Here is a 14,416-nt window from a genome sequence, read left to right as displayed (position 1 = left end):
GACGCTCTCGAACCCTTGTGGGACCCCCCGACGGGCTGAAAAGGTGTGCGGATGTTCCGCGTCCGCCGCGCCGCCGTTCCATGGAGATGCCACCTGCCGATTCTCGCAGCCGCGCCAAGGCCCTGCTGATGGGCCTGCAGGATTCGATCTGCGCCGGTCTCGCCAGCCTCGATGGCGGGGCCGACTTCGAGGAGCAGAGTTGGGAGCGGCCCGAGGGCGGCGGTGGCCGCTCCCGGGTGATGAAGGACGGCCGCGTCTTCGAGCAGGGCGGCGTCAACTTCTCCGAGGTGGAGGGCGAGCGGCTGCCCCCCTCGATCCTGTCCCAGCGCCCCGAGGCGGAGGGTCACCGCTGGTTCGCCACCGGCACCTCGATGGTGCTGCATCCCCGCAACCCCTACGTGCCCACCGTCCATCTCAACTACCGCTATTTCGAGGCGGGGCCGGTGTGGTGGTTCGGCGGCGGCGCCGACCTCACCCCCTACTACCCGTTCCTGGAGGATGCCCGCCACTTCCACCGCACCCTCAAGGGGGCCTGCGACGGGGTGGATCCCGCCTACTACCAGGTGTTCAAGCCCTGGTGCGACGAGTACTTCTTTCTGAAGCACCGGGGCGAGACCCGGGGCGTGGGCGGCATCTTCTACGACTACCAGGACCCCGGCGGCGTGCTCTACAAGGGGGGCGACCCGGAGGGGCCGGCGGCGGCGGCCAGCGCGGCCGTCGGGCCGCTCCACCAGAACTGGGAGCAGCTGTTCGCCCTGGCCTCGGCCTGCGGCAACGCCTTCCTGCCGAGTTATGTGCCGATCGTGGAGCGTCGCCATGGGCTGCCCTGGGGAGAGGTGGAGCGCCAGTTCCAGCTCTACCGCCGCGGCCGCTACGTGGAGTTCAACCTGGTCTTCGACCGGGGCACGATCTTCGGCCTGCAGACCAACGGCCGCACCGAGTCGATCCTGATGTCGCTGCCGCCCCTGGTGCGCTGGGAGTACGGCTACACCGCTGCCGAAGGCAGCCGCGAGGCCCTGCTGACCGACCTGTTCACTCGTCCGCAGAACTGGCTTGAAGACCCTTCCCTGGAGGAGCGCTGCCGACCCCACCAGGCGGTGGGCTGAGGGGCATGGCGGTGGCCGGGCTGCGGCCCAGGCCCACCTCGAGGGCTGTCACGATCCGCTCGGCGATGGCCATCACCGTCTCGGAGCGGGTGGCCGGGTTGCGCAGCGAGCGCTCCAGCTGGCCCTCCAGCTTGCCCACCTCCAGCAGGGCGATGCCGCGTCTCGGTCCCCCGAGGCCGCCGCGGAAGGCCATGGGGAAACCGCCGAAGGCCACGGCCAGGCTTTCGTCGAGCGAGCCGAAGGGGCGGTGCAGCGGCGGGATCAGCCCCGACCCGATCCCGTCGGGGCCCCAGGCATCGAAGTGGATCTCCAGGGCATAGCCGCCGCTGGCGGCGTGCTGGCGGCCCACGCTCCAGTTGGTGCTGGGGTGGTTGCCGTCCGGGATCGTGCGGAAGGGCGGGCGGTAGGAGCTGATGCGCAGCCCCCGCTGCTGGCCCAGGGTCACCACGGCCTCCGCGACGACCATGTTCCAGTAGAGCTCGTCGCTGATGCCTGGGTACATCGGCGACGCCCCCGCGGCCACGGCGGCGCCGCTGGTGCCGGCGCCGTTCATGCCCTGGGAATCGGCATGGCCGGCCAGCACCAGGATGGGGGTGTCCGGATCGACGGGGCGGGTGCCGATCCAGTCCCGGCCCAGCCGGCTGCGGGGACCGGTGATCGGATCGAGGCTGGCCAGCGACTGTGCCTGTATCGGGCTGGCCGGCACGGCCGCTTCGGCGCCATGGGCCAGGGGTGTGAGGGGGCCGAGGCTGCCGATCAGCAGGGCAGGCCCCAGCAGCCAGGTCGGACGACGGGAACCCATGGGCTCAGATCGGCGAGGAGAGCAGGGAGCCGTCGCTGGCCAGCTGGAGCCCGGGGCCCAGTTCCCGCTCGATGGCGATCAGTTCGTCCCGGTGGGCGCGCAGGCGCAGGGTGCTGCCGCCGTCGCTGTCGCCGCTGATCAGGCGCATCTCCAGGCTTTCGGGCCGGGCGGCCCGGCGCCGGTAGATCACCCCGGCCAGGGGCCCCACCAGGGCCAGCAGCAGGGGCCACCAGCCGAGGGAGGGCAGCACCTGGCGCAGCACCAGGCCCAGGCAGGCGGCCCCGACGCTGCCCAGCAGCGAGAGCAGCAGGGCGAGGGGCAGGCTGGAGCGCACCTGGCCGCGGAACCGCAGCAGCTGGCGCTCGGGATCGCCGGCCTCGGTCTGCCAGCCCCGGGCGGTGAGCCAGTCGGAGAGGCCGTCGAGCACCTGCACCGGCGGCTGGGGGGAGTGCACGTCCACCACCGTGGTGCGGTCCTTGCTGGCGGCCCTCAGAAAGAACACCAGGCCGATGGCCATCAGCAGGGTGAGCAGGAGGGTGGAACCCAGGGTGGGCATGGCGGCGCAGCCTTTCGGGCCCGCATTCTGGCCCGGCCGGCCCGGTCGGCGGCCGTCGTGGGCGACGATGGCCGCCTCCCCCCTGTCCCCCCATGGCCCAGACCCCTTCCAGCGGCAGTGCCAGCCCCGGTCCGCCGGCCCGTTTCGCCGTCTTCGACCACGACCTCGACGCCGCCTGGGCGGAGCTGTTCGGCAAGGCCCGGGCCCTGGCGATCGACACCGAAGCCATGGGGCTGATCCATGGGCGTGACCGCCTCTGCCTGGTCCAGATCTGCGACGACGACGACAACGTCTGCTGCATTCGGGTGGCGCGGGGCCAGACGCAGGCGCCGCGGCTGAAGGCCCTGTGCGAGAACCCCGCCATCGAGAAGGTGTTCCACTTCGCCCGCTTCGATGTGGCGGCGCTGGCGGAGAACCTCGGCATCGCCGTGGATCCGGTCTTCTGCACCAAGGTGGCCAGCCGCCTGGCCCGCACCTACGCCCCGCGCCATGGCCTCAAGGATGTGGTCAACGAGCTGGTGGGGGTGGAGCTCGACAAGCAGGCCCAGAGTTCCGACTGGGGCCGGGTGGAGGAGCTCAGCGACCCCCAGCTGGCCTATGCCGCCGGTGACGTGCGCTGGCTGCTGGCCGCCCGGGACCGGCTGGAGGTGATGCTGCGCCGCGAGGAGCGCTGGGAGCTGGCCCGCCGCTGCTTCGCCTGCGTGCCCGTCTTCTCCGCCCTCGACCGGCAGCGGTTCAACCAGGTGTTCGAGCACTGAGCCCGGACACGCTGGGCGGCCCGTCTGAGGTGCCGCTCAGTCCTCGATCATGAACAGGTCGTCCTCCCCCACCGAGCGCAGCTGGCCGTCGAACAGCTGGCCCCGGTCTAGGCCACTGGCCCTGGTTTCCTCCAGCAGCCGTTCCGCCAGGGCCAGCTTGCCGGCCGTGTCCCGCAGCCCTTCCTTGGCCGCCAGGATCTCCACCCGCCGGCGGGCCGCCGCCAGGCTGATGCCCAGCTGGGTGGCCAGATGACCGCAGGCGGCGTTGAAGCTGCGGTCGGGGATGCCGGGCATCGGTGCGGAGGACAAGGGGGCGTTCGGCCCCATCATCCCCCTACCCCGGCAGCAGCCGCTCCCGGATCAGGGCCGCCAGCCGGGCACTGCCGCCGGCCGGTCCCATCCGGCGCCGGCCGATGCGGCCCAGCCGGGCCCGCTCCCCATCGTCGGCCAGCAGGGCGAGCAGCCGGTGGCGCAGCTCGGCTGGGCCATGGCAGGGCTGCACCGCTCCCCCCAGCAGCCGGCTCTGGCGGCGGGCGAAGCCGGCCTTGAACTGGGGCCCTGGCCCCGGCAGCGACAGGGCCGGCACCCCCAGCCCCACCAGCTGCTCGGTGGCGGTGCCGGCGGTGGCGAGCCCCAGCTCCGCCAGCGGCGCCCAGGCCCCGAACCGGCCCGGGCCCACCAGCAGCTCCAGGGGGCCGCGCCGCCAGAGGGCCGCGCCCCCCGAGCCCTCCGGCGGCGGGCCGGGGATGAAGCCCGCCGCCGTCAGGGGGGCGGCCAGCTCGGCGGCGCCGGGACGGGAGCCGGTGGCCAGCAGCACGCTCATCGCCGGGGACCCCTCGGCCGGCGGCAGGGCCGCCAGCAGGCCGCGCAGGTTGCCGAGGGCCTCGGGCAGGCGGCTGCCGGGCAGCAGCAGCAGGCGGCGCCGCCCCTGCAGCCAGGCGGGCAGCGGCGGGGCGGGGGCGAAGCCATCCATCATCGGATTGCCCGGGGCGACGGCCCGCACCCCGTGGCGCCGCAGCCCGCGGGCGGTGAGCCGATCCCGCACCGCCACCAGCCGGCAGCGGCGCCGGCCCATCAGGGCCCATTCCCAGGGGTCCCACTCGCTGCCCTTGGCCCGGTGGTAGCCATCGGCCAGGGGGGAGCGGCCCCAGCCGGCCGGAGCCGGCGAGGCCCAGGTGTGGTCGCTCTTGGGGGTGCCGAGGAAGCCGTAGGGGCCGCCCCCGGCCCAGGCCAGCAGCAGGGGCAGCAGGTCGCCCACCGCCAGGATCGGCAGCCCCTGCCGGCCCCAGCGCCGCACGATCCGCCACTGGTGCCAGCTGAGCAGCGGCAGGCCGGCCGCCAGGTCCTGCACCAGCCCCGTCAGGCTCTGGTTGCTGAAGCCGCCGCTGGGCAGCGGCTGCCGCGGGCCCACCCGCCGCAGCTCCCCGGCCGCCTCGGCGCCGGCGTAGGCCTGGCCCACCCCCACCAGCGGCAGCACATCCACCTCCAGGCCGGGGGTCTGGCGCCTGAGGGCCTCGATCAGCCGCAGGGCGATCAGATCCTCCCCATGGCCGTTGCTCAGAACCAGCAGACGGGGGGAGGACATGCCATGGCTGATACGATCCGCTGCGGGGAGTTTGCTCCCCGGCAGGCGGCATGGCCAAGTGGTAAGGCAGAGGATTGCAAATCCTTTATCCCCAGTTCGAATCTGGGTGCCGCCTCTGCAACAACCGGGGGTTCCCTGGCCGCTCCCCCCGTGGGGGAGGCTGCGGCACGGTGACCGCCCATCGGTGGCAGACTGCACCGGACATGCCGATGAGGACTGCGGTGGCAGCCAATTCCCCGGAAGAGCCGGATCCGTTCGTGGCGCTTCTCAGCGAGGAATGTCTGGAGATGATTGAAAAGATCCAGGCCTATCGCGAAAGAATTCAGCTTCCTTCCACCCCCAGGGCCATTCTGGAGGATGCCATCATCGAGTACTACACCGCACTCAAGCGGGTCGGCAACTGGTGAAGGATGGTCGCTGATCGGCCCACCGACCTCCGACCCCACCGCTGACCATGCCCCGGTCTGATCTTCAGCGGGTCTAATCGCCCGGCCGGCCGGGGGGGCGTCGAGGTCCCCGCCCGAGCAGGAGTTCCGCCCGTTTCCTGTGCAGACTCATGGAGGATTCCGTCAGCACCACCCACTGGGCCAGGGTGGAGCAATGTTCCTCGAAGGGCGGAAGATCCAGGCGCAACGGCCGCCATGCCCCCGCGTCGATCTCCTGATTGAGGTTCGACTGGGGCAGATCGTCGTTGGTGATGATCAGCCAGCGGTACTTGCTCTTGAAATGGTCGAGATAATCCCGCACCAGTTGGTTGGGAAGGTGCTGCAGCACATCCTTGACCAGGATCAGATCGGCGGGGGGGAGGCTGGCGAGGTCGTCGAACAGCTGGAAGTGAACCGTGTCGCTGGCATGGCGTTCGCGGTTGGCGGCCACCACCGAATCGACGATGTCGACCCCCGTGTAGGTGATGTCCCCCCAGTGGATCAGGCGGGAGAACTGCCAGTCGCCACACCCGAAATCAACGACGCTGCCGATGTCGTTGAGCTGCAGAAAGCGCTGCAGGGTGGCGATGTATTCGCCGTTGAACTCCGGCCTGGACCCCTGTCCCGAGCCACCGCCCCAGGTGTCGCGTTGGTAGATGCGGGTGAAGGCGTCCTTGGTCGACATGCCGGCGGGCGGATCATCGGCACCCTAGCGGCGGCGTTCGGTCGTCCCGCCGTGGCGGCTCAGGGCAGAACGCCCATGAGCAGCGAGATGATGGCGAATCCCACGACGCCCACCAGGGCCAGCAGAGACGTGGATGGGGGCATGGCCATCTCCCGGACGGATCAATCATAAAGAGAATCTGAAGAGTGGGGTGCTGTCTGTGGCCTTCGTTGCCGATCGTCATCTCCGCCCCGCCTCCGCCTCCGTCTCTCTCCCGGCCCGTCCCGTCTCCGGCCCGCTCAGGGGGCGGCATCCACCCGCCACTGCCGTCCATCCGGGCCGGTGGCCTCGCAGCGAAAGGCGCGCTCGTCGAGCAGGCACTGGCCACTGGCCAGCTCGGCCCTGGTCAGCCCGAGGGCGGCCTCCCCGTCACCGAACCCTGCCTGCCCCACGGCACTGACCCGCAGCCGCACCGGCCAGCGCGGCTCGCAGCGGCTCCGCCGGCAGGCCATGGCGGCGGAACCTTCCGCCAGCACCCCGGCGAAGACCAGCTGGCGATCGAGGAAGGCGTTGTCGCCACCGGGCTGCAGGAACCGCACACTGAGCAGACCCTCCATCTGCTGGTCCAGCCGCAGCAGGCGGCAGCTGGCCGGGGGCGGCACAGGACGGCCCGTGCCGGAGGGGGTGATGACGCTGCAACGGCGCAGGGGCCTCTCCCAGCGGCCGAAGTCATCGCCGGACAGTTCGCTGGCCCCCACGGGCGCCCAGTGGAGACCCGGGGCCAGCAGCAGGCTCAGTGCGGCCCGCATCCCCGGGCCGGCCCGGAGCTTCAATAGCCCGAATCGGCGACGCAGATGCCCTGGCAGCTGATCCCGTTGGAGGCGGTCCGGCCGCAGTGCTGGCAGAGCACCGGATCGGCGGCGGGGCCAGGGGGGGTGGCCGCGGCGGCGGGCGCCGCGGCGATGGGTTGCTTCGGGGCGGAGGTCGGCCCGACGCCCGGAGGGATGGTCATTGCGGGTCCCCGGGGGGAGAGTCGGGACGATCATGGCAACGGACCGAGACTCGCGTGATCGCCATGGCCGACATCCTGCCCGGTCCGCCGCCGTCGGTGGTCCCCGGGGTCGGGGTCGGCACCTGGGCCTGGGGCAACCAGTTCCTCTGGGGCTACGACCCCACCCAGGACGACACCCTGGCCGCCTGTTTCCGCCGTGCGGTGGACCTGGGTCTGACGTTCTTCGACACGGCCGATTCCTATGGCACCGGCCGCTATGGGGGGCGCAGCGAGTCGCTCCTGGGCGACTTCGTCGCCGCCCTGCCGCCAGCCCCGCGCCAGCGGCTGACCGTGGCCACCAAGCTGGCCCCGTTCCCCTGGCGCCTGGGCCGCCGGGGATTCGACGCGGCCTTCGAGGCGTCCCTGGGGCGGCTGAAGGGCCACCTGGACCGGGTGCAGCTGCACTGGAGCACGGCCCGCTATGCCCCCTGGCAGGAGGGCGCGCTGCTGGAGGGACTGGCGGATCTGGTGGCCCGGGGCCGGGTGGGCAGCCTGGGGGTCTCCAACCTGGGCCCGCGGCGCCTGCGCCGGGTGCACGACCAGCTGGCCCGGCGCGGCCTGCGTCTGGCCAGCCTGCAGGTGCAGCTGTCCCTGCTGGCCCCCGAGGCGCTCACCGCCCAGGGGGTGGCTCCGGTCTGCCGGGAGCTGGGCATCGAGCTGCTGGCCTACAGCCCCCTGGCCCTGGGGCTGCTGGCCCAGCCCCCCGGCGAGGCCCGGGCGCCACGGCCAGCGGGACCCCGGGGCCTCCTGTTCCGGCGCCTGACGCCCCGCATCCAGCCCCTGCTGCAGACCATGGAGCGGATCGCCCGCGCCCACGACGCCCCGATGGCGGCCGTGGCGATCAACTGGTGCCGGGCCCATGGCGCCCTGCCTTTGGTGGGAATGCGCCGCCCCGATCAGGCGGAAGCCGCGGCGGCCGCCGCCGCCTGGTGCCTGGCGGAAGAGGAGCGGCAGGATCTCGACCGGGTGGCGCTGCGTGGCGAGGTGCGCATGCCGGCCAACCCGTTCCAGAGCGACTGAAGGCCTCAGGCGCTGAGGGCGTCGGCCGGGTCCGGGCTCAGCACCACCGGCAGGGCCGCCGGCCGCGGCTGGGGGGCCTCGGCCCGCTGCAGCAGCCGCACCACCTGGGGATCGGCCGTTTCGCCGCTGAGGGCGCCGTCCTCCCCGGGACCGCAGGCGCTGAGGGCCTCCTGCAGCAGGGAGTCGAAGGTGGAGCCGGGCAGCCGGTGGCGGGCCAGCTCGAGGAAGGCGCGGGCCAGGGATTCGCCCGCTGCCGCCCGCAGGGCCGGGTTGGAACGCCGCAGCTCCTGTTCCTGGGCGATCGAGTTGAGGAACCGCTGGGTGATGTCGCGCTTGGTGGTCGCCCGGATCCTGGTGTCCTGGTCGGCCTCGCTCAGGAAGGTCTGGTCCTCCAGCTCCTGAAGGCGGCGGTTGAGGCTGTCGAAGACATCCTGGGCCTCCTTATGGATATGGGTGAGCTGGCCGTCGGAGAGGCGCGGCAGGTCGGCCACATAGACCTTGCCGTGGTCCCGCAGGGTCAGGAAGGTGGGGCGCTGGCCGCCCGAACCTTCCCGCTGCACCGGGGCCCCGCCGTCGCGCAGGCGGGGGCGGGGCTGCTGGGGGCGCTGGGGCGGAATCGGGCCGGCGGAACTGCGGCGGCGTGTGATGCGTCTGGAGGTATCGAACATCGGGCAACGAACTCGTCGGAGCGGAAGGGAGGCCTGGTCGTGTCGGCAAAGACGCTGACGACCTTAGGGAAAGCGGTGCATCCGGGCCGGCGTCGCCTCAGTGCGGCAATCCGGCCAGGGGGGTCTCCCCCGGGTCGCCCGGAGCGACGACACCCAGCTCCCAGGCCTGGTGGCCCGCGGAGCGGCAGAGGTCGAGGACAGCGGGCAGGGCCGTCGGTGGCACCACCAGACAGAAGCCGACCCCGAGATTGAAGGTGTGCCAGAGGTCGGCCTCCGGCACCTCTCCCTTCTCCTGCAGCCAGCGGAACAGGGGCGGCCGCTCCCAGCTGCCGGGGTCCACCACGGCGTGGACCCCCGGGGGCAGGCAGCGCGGCAGGTTCTCCGGCAGACCACCGCCGGTGATGTGGGCCATGGCGTGCACAGGCAGCCCGGAGCGGCGCAGCTCCTTCACCAGGGCGGCATAGAGAAAGGTGGGGGTGAGCAGGGCGTCGATCAGCCCCTGGCCGGTGGCCGGCAGCGGCGTGCCGGCATCGACGGCCTCGGCCTCGAGGATGCGCCGCACCAGGCTGAAGCCATTGCTGTGGACACCGCTGCTGGCCACGGCGACGATCCGGTCGCCGGCGTCCACCCGGGCACCGTCGATCCTATCCTCCTCCTCCACCACCGCAACGCAGAACCCGGCCAGGTCGTAGCGGCCTTCGCCGTAGAAGCCCGGCATCTCCGCCGTTTCGCCCCCCAGCAGGGCACAGCCGCTCTGGCGGCAGCCATCGGCGATGCCCTCCACCACCTCGGCCATGGCTTCGGGGCCGAGCTTGCCGGTGGCGATGTAATCAAGGAAGAAGAGGGGCTCGGCGCCGCTGGTGATCACGTCGTTGACGCACATCGCCACCAGATCGATGCCCACCCCGTGGTGGGCGCCGTGGGCCTGGGCCAGTTCGAGCTTGGTGCCCACCCCGTCGGTTCCCGCCACCAGCAGCGGACGCTTCATGCCGGCCGGCAGCCGGCAGAGCCCGCCGAAGCCCCCCAGTCCGCCCAGCACCTCCGGCCGTCGGGTCGTCTCGACGCTGTCCCGGATCCGTTCCACGAAGGCGCGGCCGGCGACCACGTCCACGCCGGCAGAGCGATAGTCCATGGGGCAAGGGTCAGCGCTGCACCGATCCTGCATCGGCACGGGGCCGCGGGGGGCTGGGGAGGCACCGGAGGGGCCCTGGACGTGGACGATCCCGCGATTGGCCCACACTCCCATCGCCGGGGCTTATGGGAGCGATCAAATCGACTGATGTTTCGGTAGCGCCGATGGGCCAGTCAGGCCAGTGGACGCCTGGAAGGGTGGCAAAGATGAAGAAAACTGATCGATCCAGGGGGGCTTCCGGGGTCCATTGGGGCCCTGCGGACTTCGGATAGTTTTCCGGGGTTGTCATTTCCTGTAAGGAATTCACCAGGCCAATTCGGTCCCGTTCACCTCAGCCAACACCACTTCTGGTTCCGGTTGTCGTCAGCGTCCGAATGCAGTCTCCGAAGACGTCCCTGTCTTCGTTTCCCTGCTCCGCCGGTGATTTCCGCCTGTCATGCGAGTCACTCAACTCCTGGGCACCGCCGCCCTCCTCTTCACCAGCAGCATCGCTCCGGCCCAGGCCGGCTCCCTTACTGCCACGCAGGCGCCAGGGAGTTCCGTTGCCATTCGCCCCGCCGACTTCCCCTCCGACTGGGAGCGCTTTGTCGACGAGATCCGCCCCGTCCCCACGGCCAGCAACCTGATCGCCTCCGCCGGTCGGGTCACCACCGGCCAGGCCAGCTGGTACGGCCCCGGATTCTTCGGCAACCGCACCGCCAGTGGAGAGGTGCTTCGCCCCGGCACCCTCACCGCCGCCCACCGCACCCTCCCCTTCGGCACCATGGTGCGCGTCACCAACCTCTGGAACGGCCGTTCCGCCGTGGTGCGCATCAATGATCGCGGTCCCTTCCATGGCCGGCGGGTGATCGATCTGGCCCACGGTGCCGCCCAGGAGCTCGGCCTCACCGCCAGCGGCATTGCTGACGTGAAGCTGGAAGTCCTGCCCTGATCCCCCGGGCCGGCGCCAGCCGGCAACTCTGAGTTCGGCCCATCCGCCAATCTGGCGGGTGGGCTTTTGCTTTGTGCCGGTGCGACTGCTGCAGACCCTGGCCGACCTGAGCGACTGGCGCCGCGGCCAGGCCGGGCGGCCGCTCCACTTCGTGCCCACCATGGGCAGCCTGCACGAGGGCCATCGGCAGCTGCTGCGGCGGGCGTCCGCCGCCGTCCCCGCGGGCCGGCCCGCGGTGCTGCTCAGCGTGTTCGTCAATCCGCTCCAGTTCGGGCCGTCCGAGGATTTCGCCCGCTATCCCCGCGATCTGGCCGCCGATGCGGCCCTCGGGGCCGCGGCGGGGGCCGATGCCCTCTTCGCTCCCTCCGTGGCGGAACTGTTCCCCGGTGGCGAGGCGGAGCTCACCGCCGTGGTCCCCCCGGCCGGCTTGCGCCGGTCCCTGTGCGGCCCCGGACGCCCCGGCCATTTCGAGGGGGTCGCCACCGTCGTCTGCCGGCTGCTGGCCCTGGTGCGGCCCGATCGCCTCCTGCTCGGGGAGAAGGACTGGCAGCAGCTCACGATCCTGCGCCGTGTCGTCAACGACCTGGCCCTGCCGGTGACGGTCCAGGGGTGCGCCACTGTGCGGGAGGCCGATGGACTCGCCTGCAGCTCCCGCCATCGCTACCTCAGCGCCGCGGAACGTGGCCAGGCGGCGGCCCTGCCGGCCGCCCTGCAGGCGGCGCTGACGCTCTGGCGCGGCGGCGGCGGCAGCGCCGAAGCGCTGACGGCGGCGGTGAGCGGGGCCCTGGAGGCGGCGGGGCTCGGTGTCGAGTATGTGCAGCTCGTCCATCCCCTTACCCTGGCTCCGGTGCCCGCCGCCACCGGGATCTCCCTGCTCGCCGCCGCCGCCCGCTGCGGCAGCACCCGCCTGATCGACCACATCTTTCTGATGAACCGTCCGCCGATCGTCGCCATCGATGGCCCCGCCGGGGCGGGCAAGAGCACGGTCACGCGGGCCTTCGCCCGCCGCCTGGGGCTTGTTTATCTGGATACGGGCGCCATGTACCGGGCCCTGACCTGGTGGGTGCTGCACCGGGGCGTGGACCCGGCCGACCCCGCCGCGATCGCCCCCCTGCTCGACGACCTCGACCTGCGGCTGGAGACCGACGCCGCCGGGGAGCAGCGGGTGCGGGTCAACGGCCATGAGGTCAGCGCGGCGATCCGGGGGCCCGAGGTCACCGCCCAGGTCTCCACCGTGGCCGCCCACGCCTGCGTGCGGGCGGCCCTCACCCACCAGCAGCAGGCCATGGGCCGGCGGGGCGGCCTGGTGGCGGAGGGCCGCGACATCGGCACCGCCGTCTTCCCGGAGGCCGAATGCAAGGTGTTCCTCACGGCCACGGTGGCGGAGCGGGCCCGCCGCCGGGCGGCGGATCTGGCCCAGCGCGGCTTCGACGTGCCGGCCCTGGCGGAACTGGAGGCCCAGATCGCCGAACGGGATCACCGTGATTCCAGCCGCGCCGAGGCCCCCCTGCGCCAGGCGGACGACGCCGTGGAGCTGGTCACCGACGGCCTGGCCATCGACGCCGTGATCCAGCGCCTGGTCGACCTGTTCCGCGAGCGGGTGCCGGAGGACGCCTGGCGGGGCCCCTCCCCCCTGCAGGAGTCGGGGGCCCCCTAGCGGCGGCTCAGGCCGGGGTCCCGATCGGCCATGAGAGCCTCCAGCAGGCCCCCGCAGGCGTCCTCCAGCAGGTCCAGCACCCGCTCGAAGCCCTCTTCGCCGCCGTAGTACGGATCGGGCACCTCTTCGACGCTGTAGCGGCGGCAGTAACGGGTGAGCGGGCCGATGCGGGCGGCGGCCTCCCCCCGACCGGCCAGGCCGCGCACCGCCTCCAGGTTCTGCCGGTCCATCGTCAGCACGTGGTCGAAGCGGCTCAGGTCGTCCACCGTGATCTGGCGGGCCCGGCTGGGCAGGACGATGCCCCGGCGGGCCGCGGCGCTGCGCATGCGGGCGTCGGCGGGGCGGCCCACGTGCCAGTCACCGGTGCCGGCGGAGTCCACCGTGAAGGCCGGCTCCAGCCCCTGGCGGGCGATCAGGTGCAGGAAGACCCCCTCGGCGGCCGGAGAGCGGCAGATGTTGCCGAGGCAGACGAACAGGATGCTGGTGGGATCAGGGGGGGTCATCGGTTGTCCAGTCGCTTCAGGGCCACACCGGCCCGCAGGCGCACCACCAGAGTCTCCTCCTGCTCCGGCTGCAGGAGCTGGCTGAGGGCCGCCACGGCCCGTCGACGGTGGGGATGGGGCGGCGCGAGCGGCAGGGCCAGGCCCTCGAAGCCCACGGCCACGGCATAGCGCACGACCCATTCCCCATCGCTGCGTCCCGCTTCGAGGGCCTCCAGGCAGCGCAGGCGGATCCCCTCCCGCTCCTGCTCGGAGAGGCTCTCCAGCCGCAGGGCCCCCAGGCCCCTGGCGGCGGCCCGGCGCACGCTGGGGCCGACGTCGGTGGCCAGGGCGTCCTCGAGAACGTCCAGCCCGCGCGGGTCGCCGATGCCGGCCAGGGCCCGGACGGCCCAGGCCCTGGCGCCGTAGTTGTGGGCATCCAGATTGGCCAGCAAAGGGCCCACGGCCGCCGGGCCGATCGCGATCAGGCCATCCACGGCGGCGACGGCGGCGCCGGGATTGTTGAAGCCCAGCACCTGCACCAGCTGGGGCACGGTGGCCAGGGGGTCGTCGCAGTCGGTCAGCCGCCGGGTGGCCGCCACCAGCGCTTCGGCGCTGCCGGCCTGCTCGAAGGCCCGGATCCGATCGGCGGCGCGCTGGGAATCTCCGCTTCCGGCCGTCATCACAGCAGCGCGTCCATCGCCATCAGGAGGGCCTCATCATCGCTGTCCGCCTCCCAGCCGCTGGCACTGCTGCGGCCCTGTTCCACCAGCCCCCGCAGGGCGATCAGCTTGAGGCTGTTCTCGGCGAAGGTGCGCCGGATCGGCTCCAGGGCGGGCCGCCATCCCACCGCCCCCAGATCCATCAGGGCCGCGCGGCGCACCTGCAGCTGGGGATGCTGCAGCAGACCGAGCAGTTCGTCGGCCCAGAGCGTTTCGCCGGTGAGCTGCAGCAGGGCGCGGCAGGCGGCGCTGCGGACCAGCGGCCGCTCGTGGGCAGTGAAGGGCCGGATCACCTCCAGCACCTCCTCCCGGGCCTCCCCGATCGCCCCCAGGGCCTCCAGCATCGCTTCGCAGGGTTCCTGCAGCCGGGGGCTGTCGTCGCGGCAGGCTCCGGCAACGGCGGGGCCGCTGGCCAGCCGGCGGGTGAGCAGGGGCACCGCTGCCGTCGCCCGAAGCTCGCCGAGGGAGCGGGCGGCGGCCTCCCGCAGGCCGTCGTCGGCATCGTCGAGCACGGCCAGCAGCTCGGGGATGGCCCGCGCATCGGCGATCTTGCCCAGGGCCCGGGCCGCGTTGCGGGCCACGGCGTTGTGCTCGACGCCGGCGCCCGGGTCACGCGGCTGTCGCTGGGTGAGGGCAGCCAGCAGCAGGGGCACGGCCTCCGGGTGCCGGCTGCGCATGCGCCCCAGCCACCAGGCCGCGTAGTACTGCCGGGACTGGTCGTCGGTCTGGCGAAGCTGCTCGAGCGCCTCGGCTTCGCTGATCGGTTCGCCGTCACCGGCCATGGTTCTGCGCAGGCGCGAGGGACTCGGGAAATGCTGCCATCCCCGGGGCCGGCGGGACTCCGGCCAGAAAAAAGGGTC

General features: G+C 72.6%; 18 protein-coding genes and 1 tRNA gene. 7 read left to right on the top strand and 12 right to left on the bottom strand.

From position 1 onward, the window contains the following. The first annotated feature begins 80 nt into the window (after window positions 1-80). Window positions 81-1,106: an oxygen-dependent coproporphyrinogen oxidase gene (hemF, locus tag L107_RS15185; protein ID WP_159820189.1), complete on the top strand. Its 1,026-nt coding sequence runs from the start codon at window positions 81-83 to the stop codon at window positions 1,104-1,106. Here the strand turns inward: hemF and L107_RS15180 are convergent. Both L107_RS15180 and L107_RS15175 read right to left on the bottom strand, forming a co-directional pair. Then, window positions 1,033-1,908 (bottom strand): dehydrogenase, encoded by an 876-nt coding sequence (locus L107_RS15180; protein ID WP_159820187.1) that lies wholly within the window; start codon window positions 1,906-1,908, stop codon window positions 1,033-1,035. The genes hemF and L107_RS15180 overlap by 74 nt on opposite strands. A gap of 4 nt (window positions 1,909-1,912) precedes the next feature. Continuing rightward, complete coding sequence (locus L107_RS15175) at window positions 1,913-2,464, bottom strand: cofactor assembly of complex C subunit B (RefSeq protein WP_159820185.1); 552 nt, start codon at window positions 2,462-2,464, stop codon at window positions 1,913-1,915. 92 nt (window positions 2,465-2,556) lie between these two features. On the opposite strand from L107_RS15175, the gene L107_RS15170 reads away from it, so the two are divergent. Then, window positions 2,557-3,222 carry a ribonuclease D gene (locus L107_RS15170; protein ID WP_159820183.1) on the top strand — a complete coding sequence of 222 codons (666 nt, stop codon included), beginning with the start codon at window positions 2,557-2,559 and terminating at the stop codon, window positions 3,220-3,222. Window positions 3,223-3,258: 36 nt separating this feature from the next. Here L107_RS15170 and L107_RS15165 read toward each other — a convergent pair whose 3' ends face one another. After that, window positions 3,259-3,516: a hypothetical protein gene (locus L107_RS15165; protein WP_094585026.1), complete on the bottom strand. Its 258-nt coding sequence runs from the start codon at window positions 3,514-3,516 to the stop codon at window positions 3,259-3,261. A 40-nt stretch (window positions 3,517-3,556) separates the two neighbouring features. Continuing rightward, window positions 3,557-4,807, bottom strand: a complete 1,251-nt coding sequence (locus L107_RS15160; RefSeq protein WP_159820181.1) for a lipid-A-disaccharide synthase-related protein — start codon at window positions 4,805-4,807, stop codon at window positions 3,557-3,559. A gap of 44 nt (window positions 4,808-4,851) precedes the next feature. On the opposite strand from L107_RS15160, the gene L107_RS15155 reads away from it, so the two are divergent. Together L107_RS15155 and L107_RS15150 are read left to right on the top strand one after the other, a co-directional pair. Continuing rightward, window positions 4,852-4,922 (top strand) — tRNA-Cys (locus L107_RS15155). Between the two features lie 106 nt (window positions 4,923-5,028). Continuing rightward, window positions 5,029-5,214, top strand: coding sequence for a hypothetical protein (locus tag L107_RS15150; protein WP_146134626.1), 186 nt, complete (start codon window positions 5,029-5,031; stop codon window positions 5,212-5,214). A 73-nt stretch (window positions 5,215-5,287) separates the two neighbouring features. On the opposite strand, the gene L107_RS15145 is transcribed toward L107_RS15150, so the two are convergent. The 3 genes from L107_RS15145 to L107_RS15135 form a co-directional block, all read right to left on the bottom strand. Next, a complete protein-coding gene (locus tag L107_RS15145; RefSeq protein ID WP_159820179.1) occupies window positions 5,288-5,917 on the bottom strand; it encodes a trans-aconitate 2-methyltransferase in 630 nt (209 codons plus the stop codon). A gap of 278 nt (window positions 5,918-6,195) precedes the next feature. Beyond that, window positions 6,196-6,705 (bottom strand): hypothetical protein, encoded by a 510-nt coding sequence (locus L107_RS15140; protein ID WP_159820177.1) that lies wholly within the window; start codon window positions 6,703-6,705, stop codon window positions 6,196-6,198. Between the two features lie 20 nt (window positions 6,706-6,725). Beyond that, window positions 6,726-6,908 (bottom strand): hypothetical protein, encoded by a 183-nt coding sequence (locus L107_RS15135; RefSeq protein WP_159820175.1) that lies wholly within the window; start codon window positions 6,906-6,908, stop codon window positions 6,726-6,728. 63 nt (window positions 6,909-6,971) lie between these two features. On the opposite strand from L107_RS15135, the gene L107_RS15130 reads away from it, so the two are divergent. Continuing rightward, complete coding sequence (locus L107_RS15130) at window positions 6,972-7,967, top strand: aldo/keto reductase (protein ID WP_159820173.1); 996 nt, start codon at window positions 6,972-6,974, stop codon at window positions 7,965-7,967. Between the two features lie 5 nt (window positions 7,968-7,972). On the opposite strand, the gene L107_RS15125 is transcribed toward L107_RS15130, so the two are convergent. Beyond that, entirely contained in the window at window positions 7,973-8,635 is a 663-nt protein-coding gene (locus tag L107_RS15125; RefSeq protein WP_106221904.1) for a hypothetical protein, read from the bottom strand. A 97-nt stretch (window positions 8,636-8,732) separates the two neighbouring features. Then, window positions 8,733-9,767, bottom strand: a complete 1,035-nt coding sequence (gene purM, locus L107_RS15120; protein ID WP_159820171.1) for a phosphoribosylformylglycinamidine cyclo-ligase — start codon at window positions 9,765-9,767, stop codon at window positions 8,733-8,735. A 436-nt stretch (window positions 9,768-10,203) separates the two neighbouring features. Between purM and L107_RS15115 the strand changes: the two genes are divergently transcribed. Then, on the top strand, window positions 10,204-10,698 hold the full coding sequence (locus L107_RS15115) for a septal ring lytic transglycosylase RlpA family protein (RefSeq protein ID WP_159820169.1): 495 nt from the start codon (window positions 10,204-10,206) through the stop codon (window positions 10,696-10,698). A 58-nt stretch (window positions 10,699-10,756) separates the two neighbouring features. Further along, window positions 10,757-12,355: a bifunctional pantoate--beta-alanine ligase/(d)CMP kinase gene (locus tag L107_RS15110; RefSeq protein WP_370515504.1), complete on the top strand. Its 1,599-nt coding sequence runs from the start codon at window positions 10,757-10,759 to the stop codon at window positions 12,353-12,355. On the opposite strand, the gene L107_RS15105 is transcribed toward L107_RS15110, so the two are convergent. Genes L107_RS15105 through L107_RS15095 form a run of 3 tightly spaced genes read right to left on the bottom strand, consistent with a single transcriptional unit; the run spans window position 12,352 to window position 14,338 of the window. Beyond that, window positions 12,352-12,858 carry a low molecular weight protein-tyrosine-phosphatase gene (locus L107_RS15105; protein WP_159820167.1) on the bottom strand — a complete coding sequence of 169 codons (507 nt, stop codon included), beginning with the start codon at window positions 12,856-12,858 and terminating at the stop codon, window positions 12,352-12,354. The genes L107_RS15110 and L107_RS15105 overlap by 4 nt on opposite strands. Then, window positions 12,855-13,517, bottom strand: coding sequence for a HEAT repeat domain-containing protein (locus L107_RS15100; protein ID WP_159820165.1), 663 nt, complete (start codon window positions 13,515-13,517; stop codon window positions 12,855-12,857). Before L107_RS15100 ends, L107_RS15105 begins: the two co-directional genes overlap by 4 nt. Further along, window positions 13,517-14,338 carry a HEAT repeat domain-containing protein gene (locus tag L107_RS15095; protein ID WP_159820163.1) on the bottom strand — a complete coding sequence of 274 codons (822 nt, stop codon included), beginning with the start codon at window positions 14,336-14,338 and terminating at the stop codon, window positions 13,517-13,519. Before L107_RS15095 ends, L107_RS15100 begins: the two co-directional genes overlap by 1 nt. Between the last annotated feature and the right edge of the window lie 78 nt (window positions 14,339-14,416).

The organism is Cyanobium sp. Copco_Reservoir_LC18 (assembly GCF_009834675.1).
GTDB lineage: Bacteria > Cyanobacteriota > Cyanobacteriia > PCC-6307 > Cyanobiaceae > Cyanobium > Cyanobium minutissimum.
Note: the sequence above shows the minus strand (reverse complement) of the source record. Positions and strands in the feature narration are given on the sequence as shown.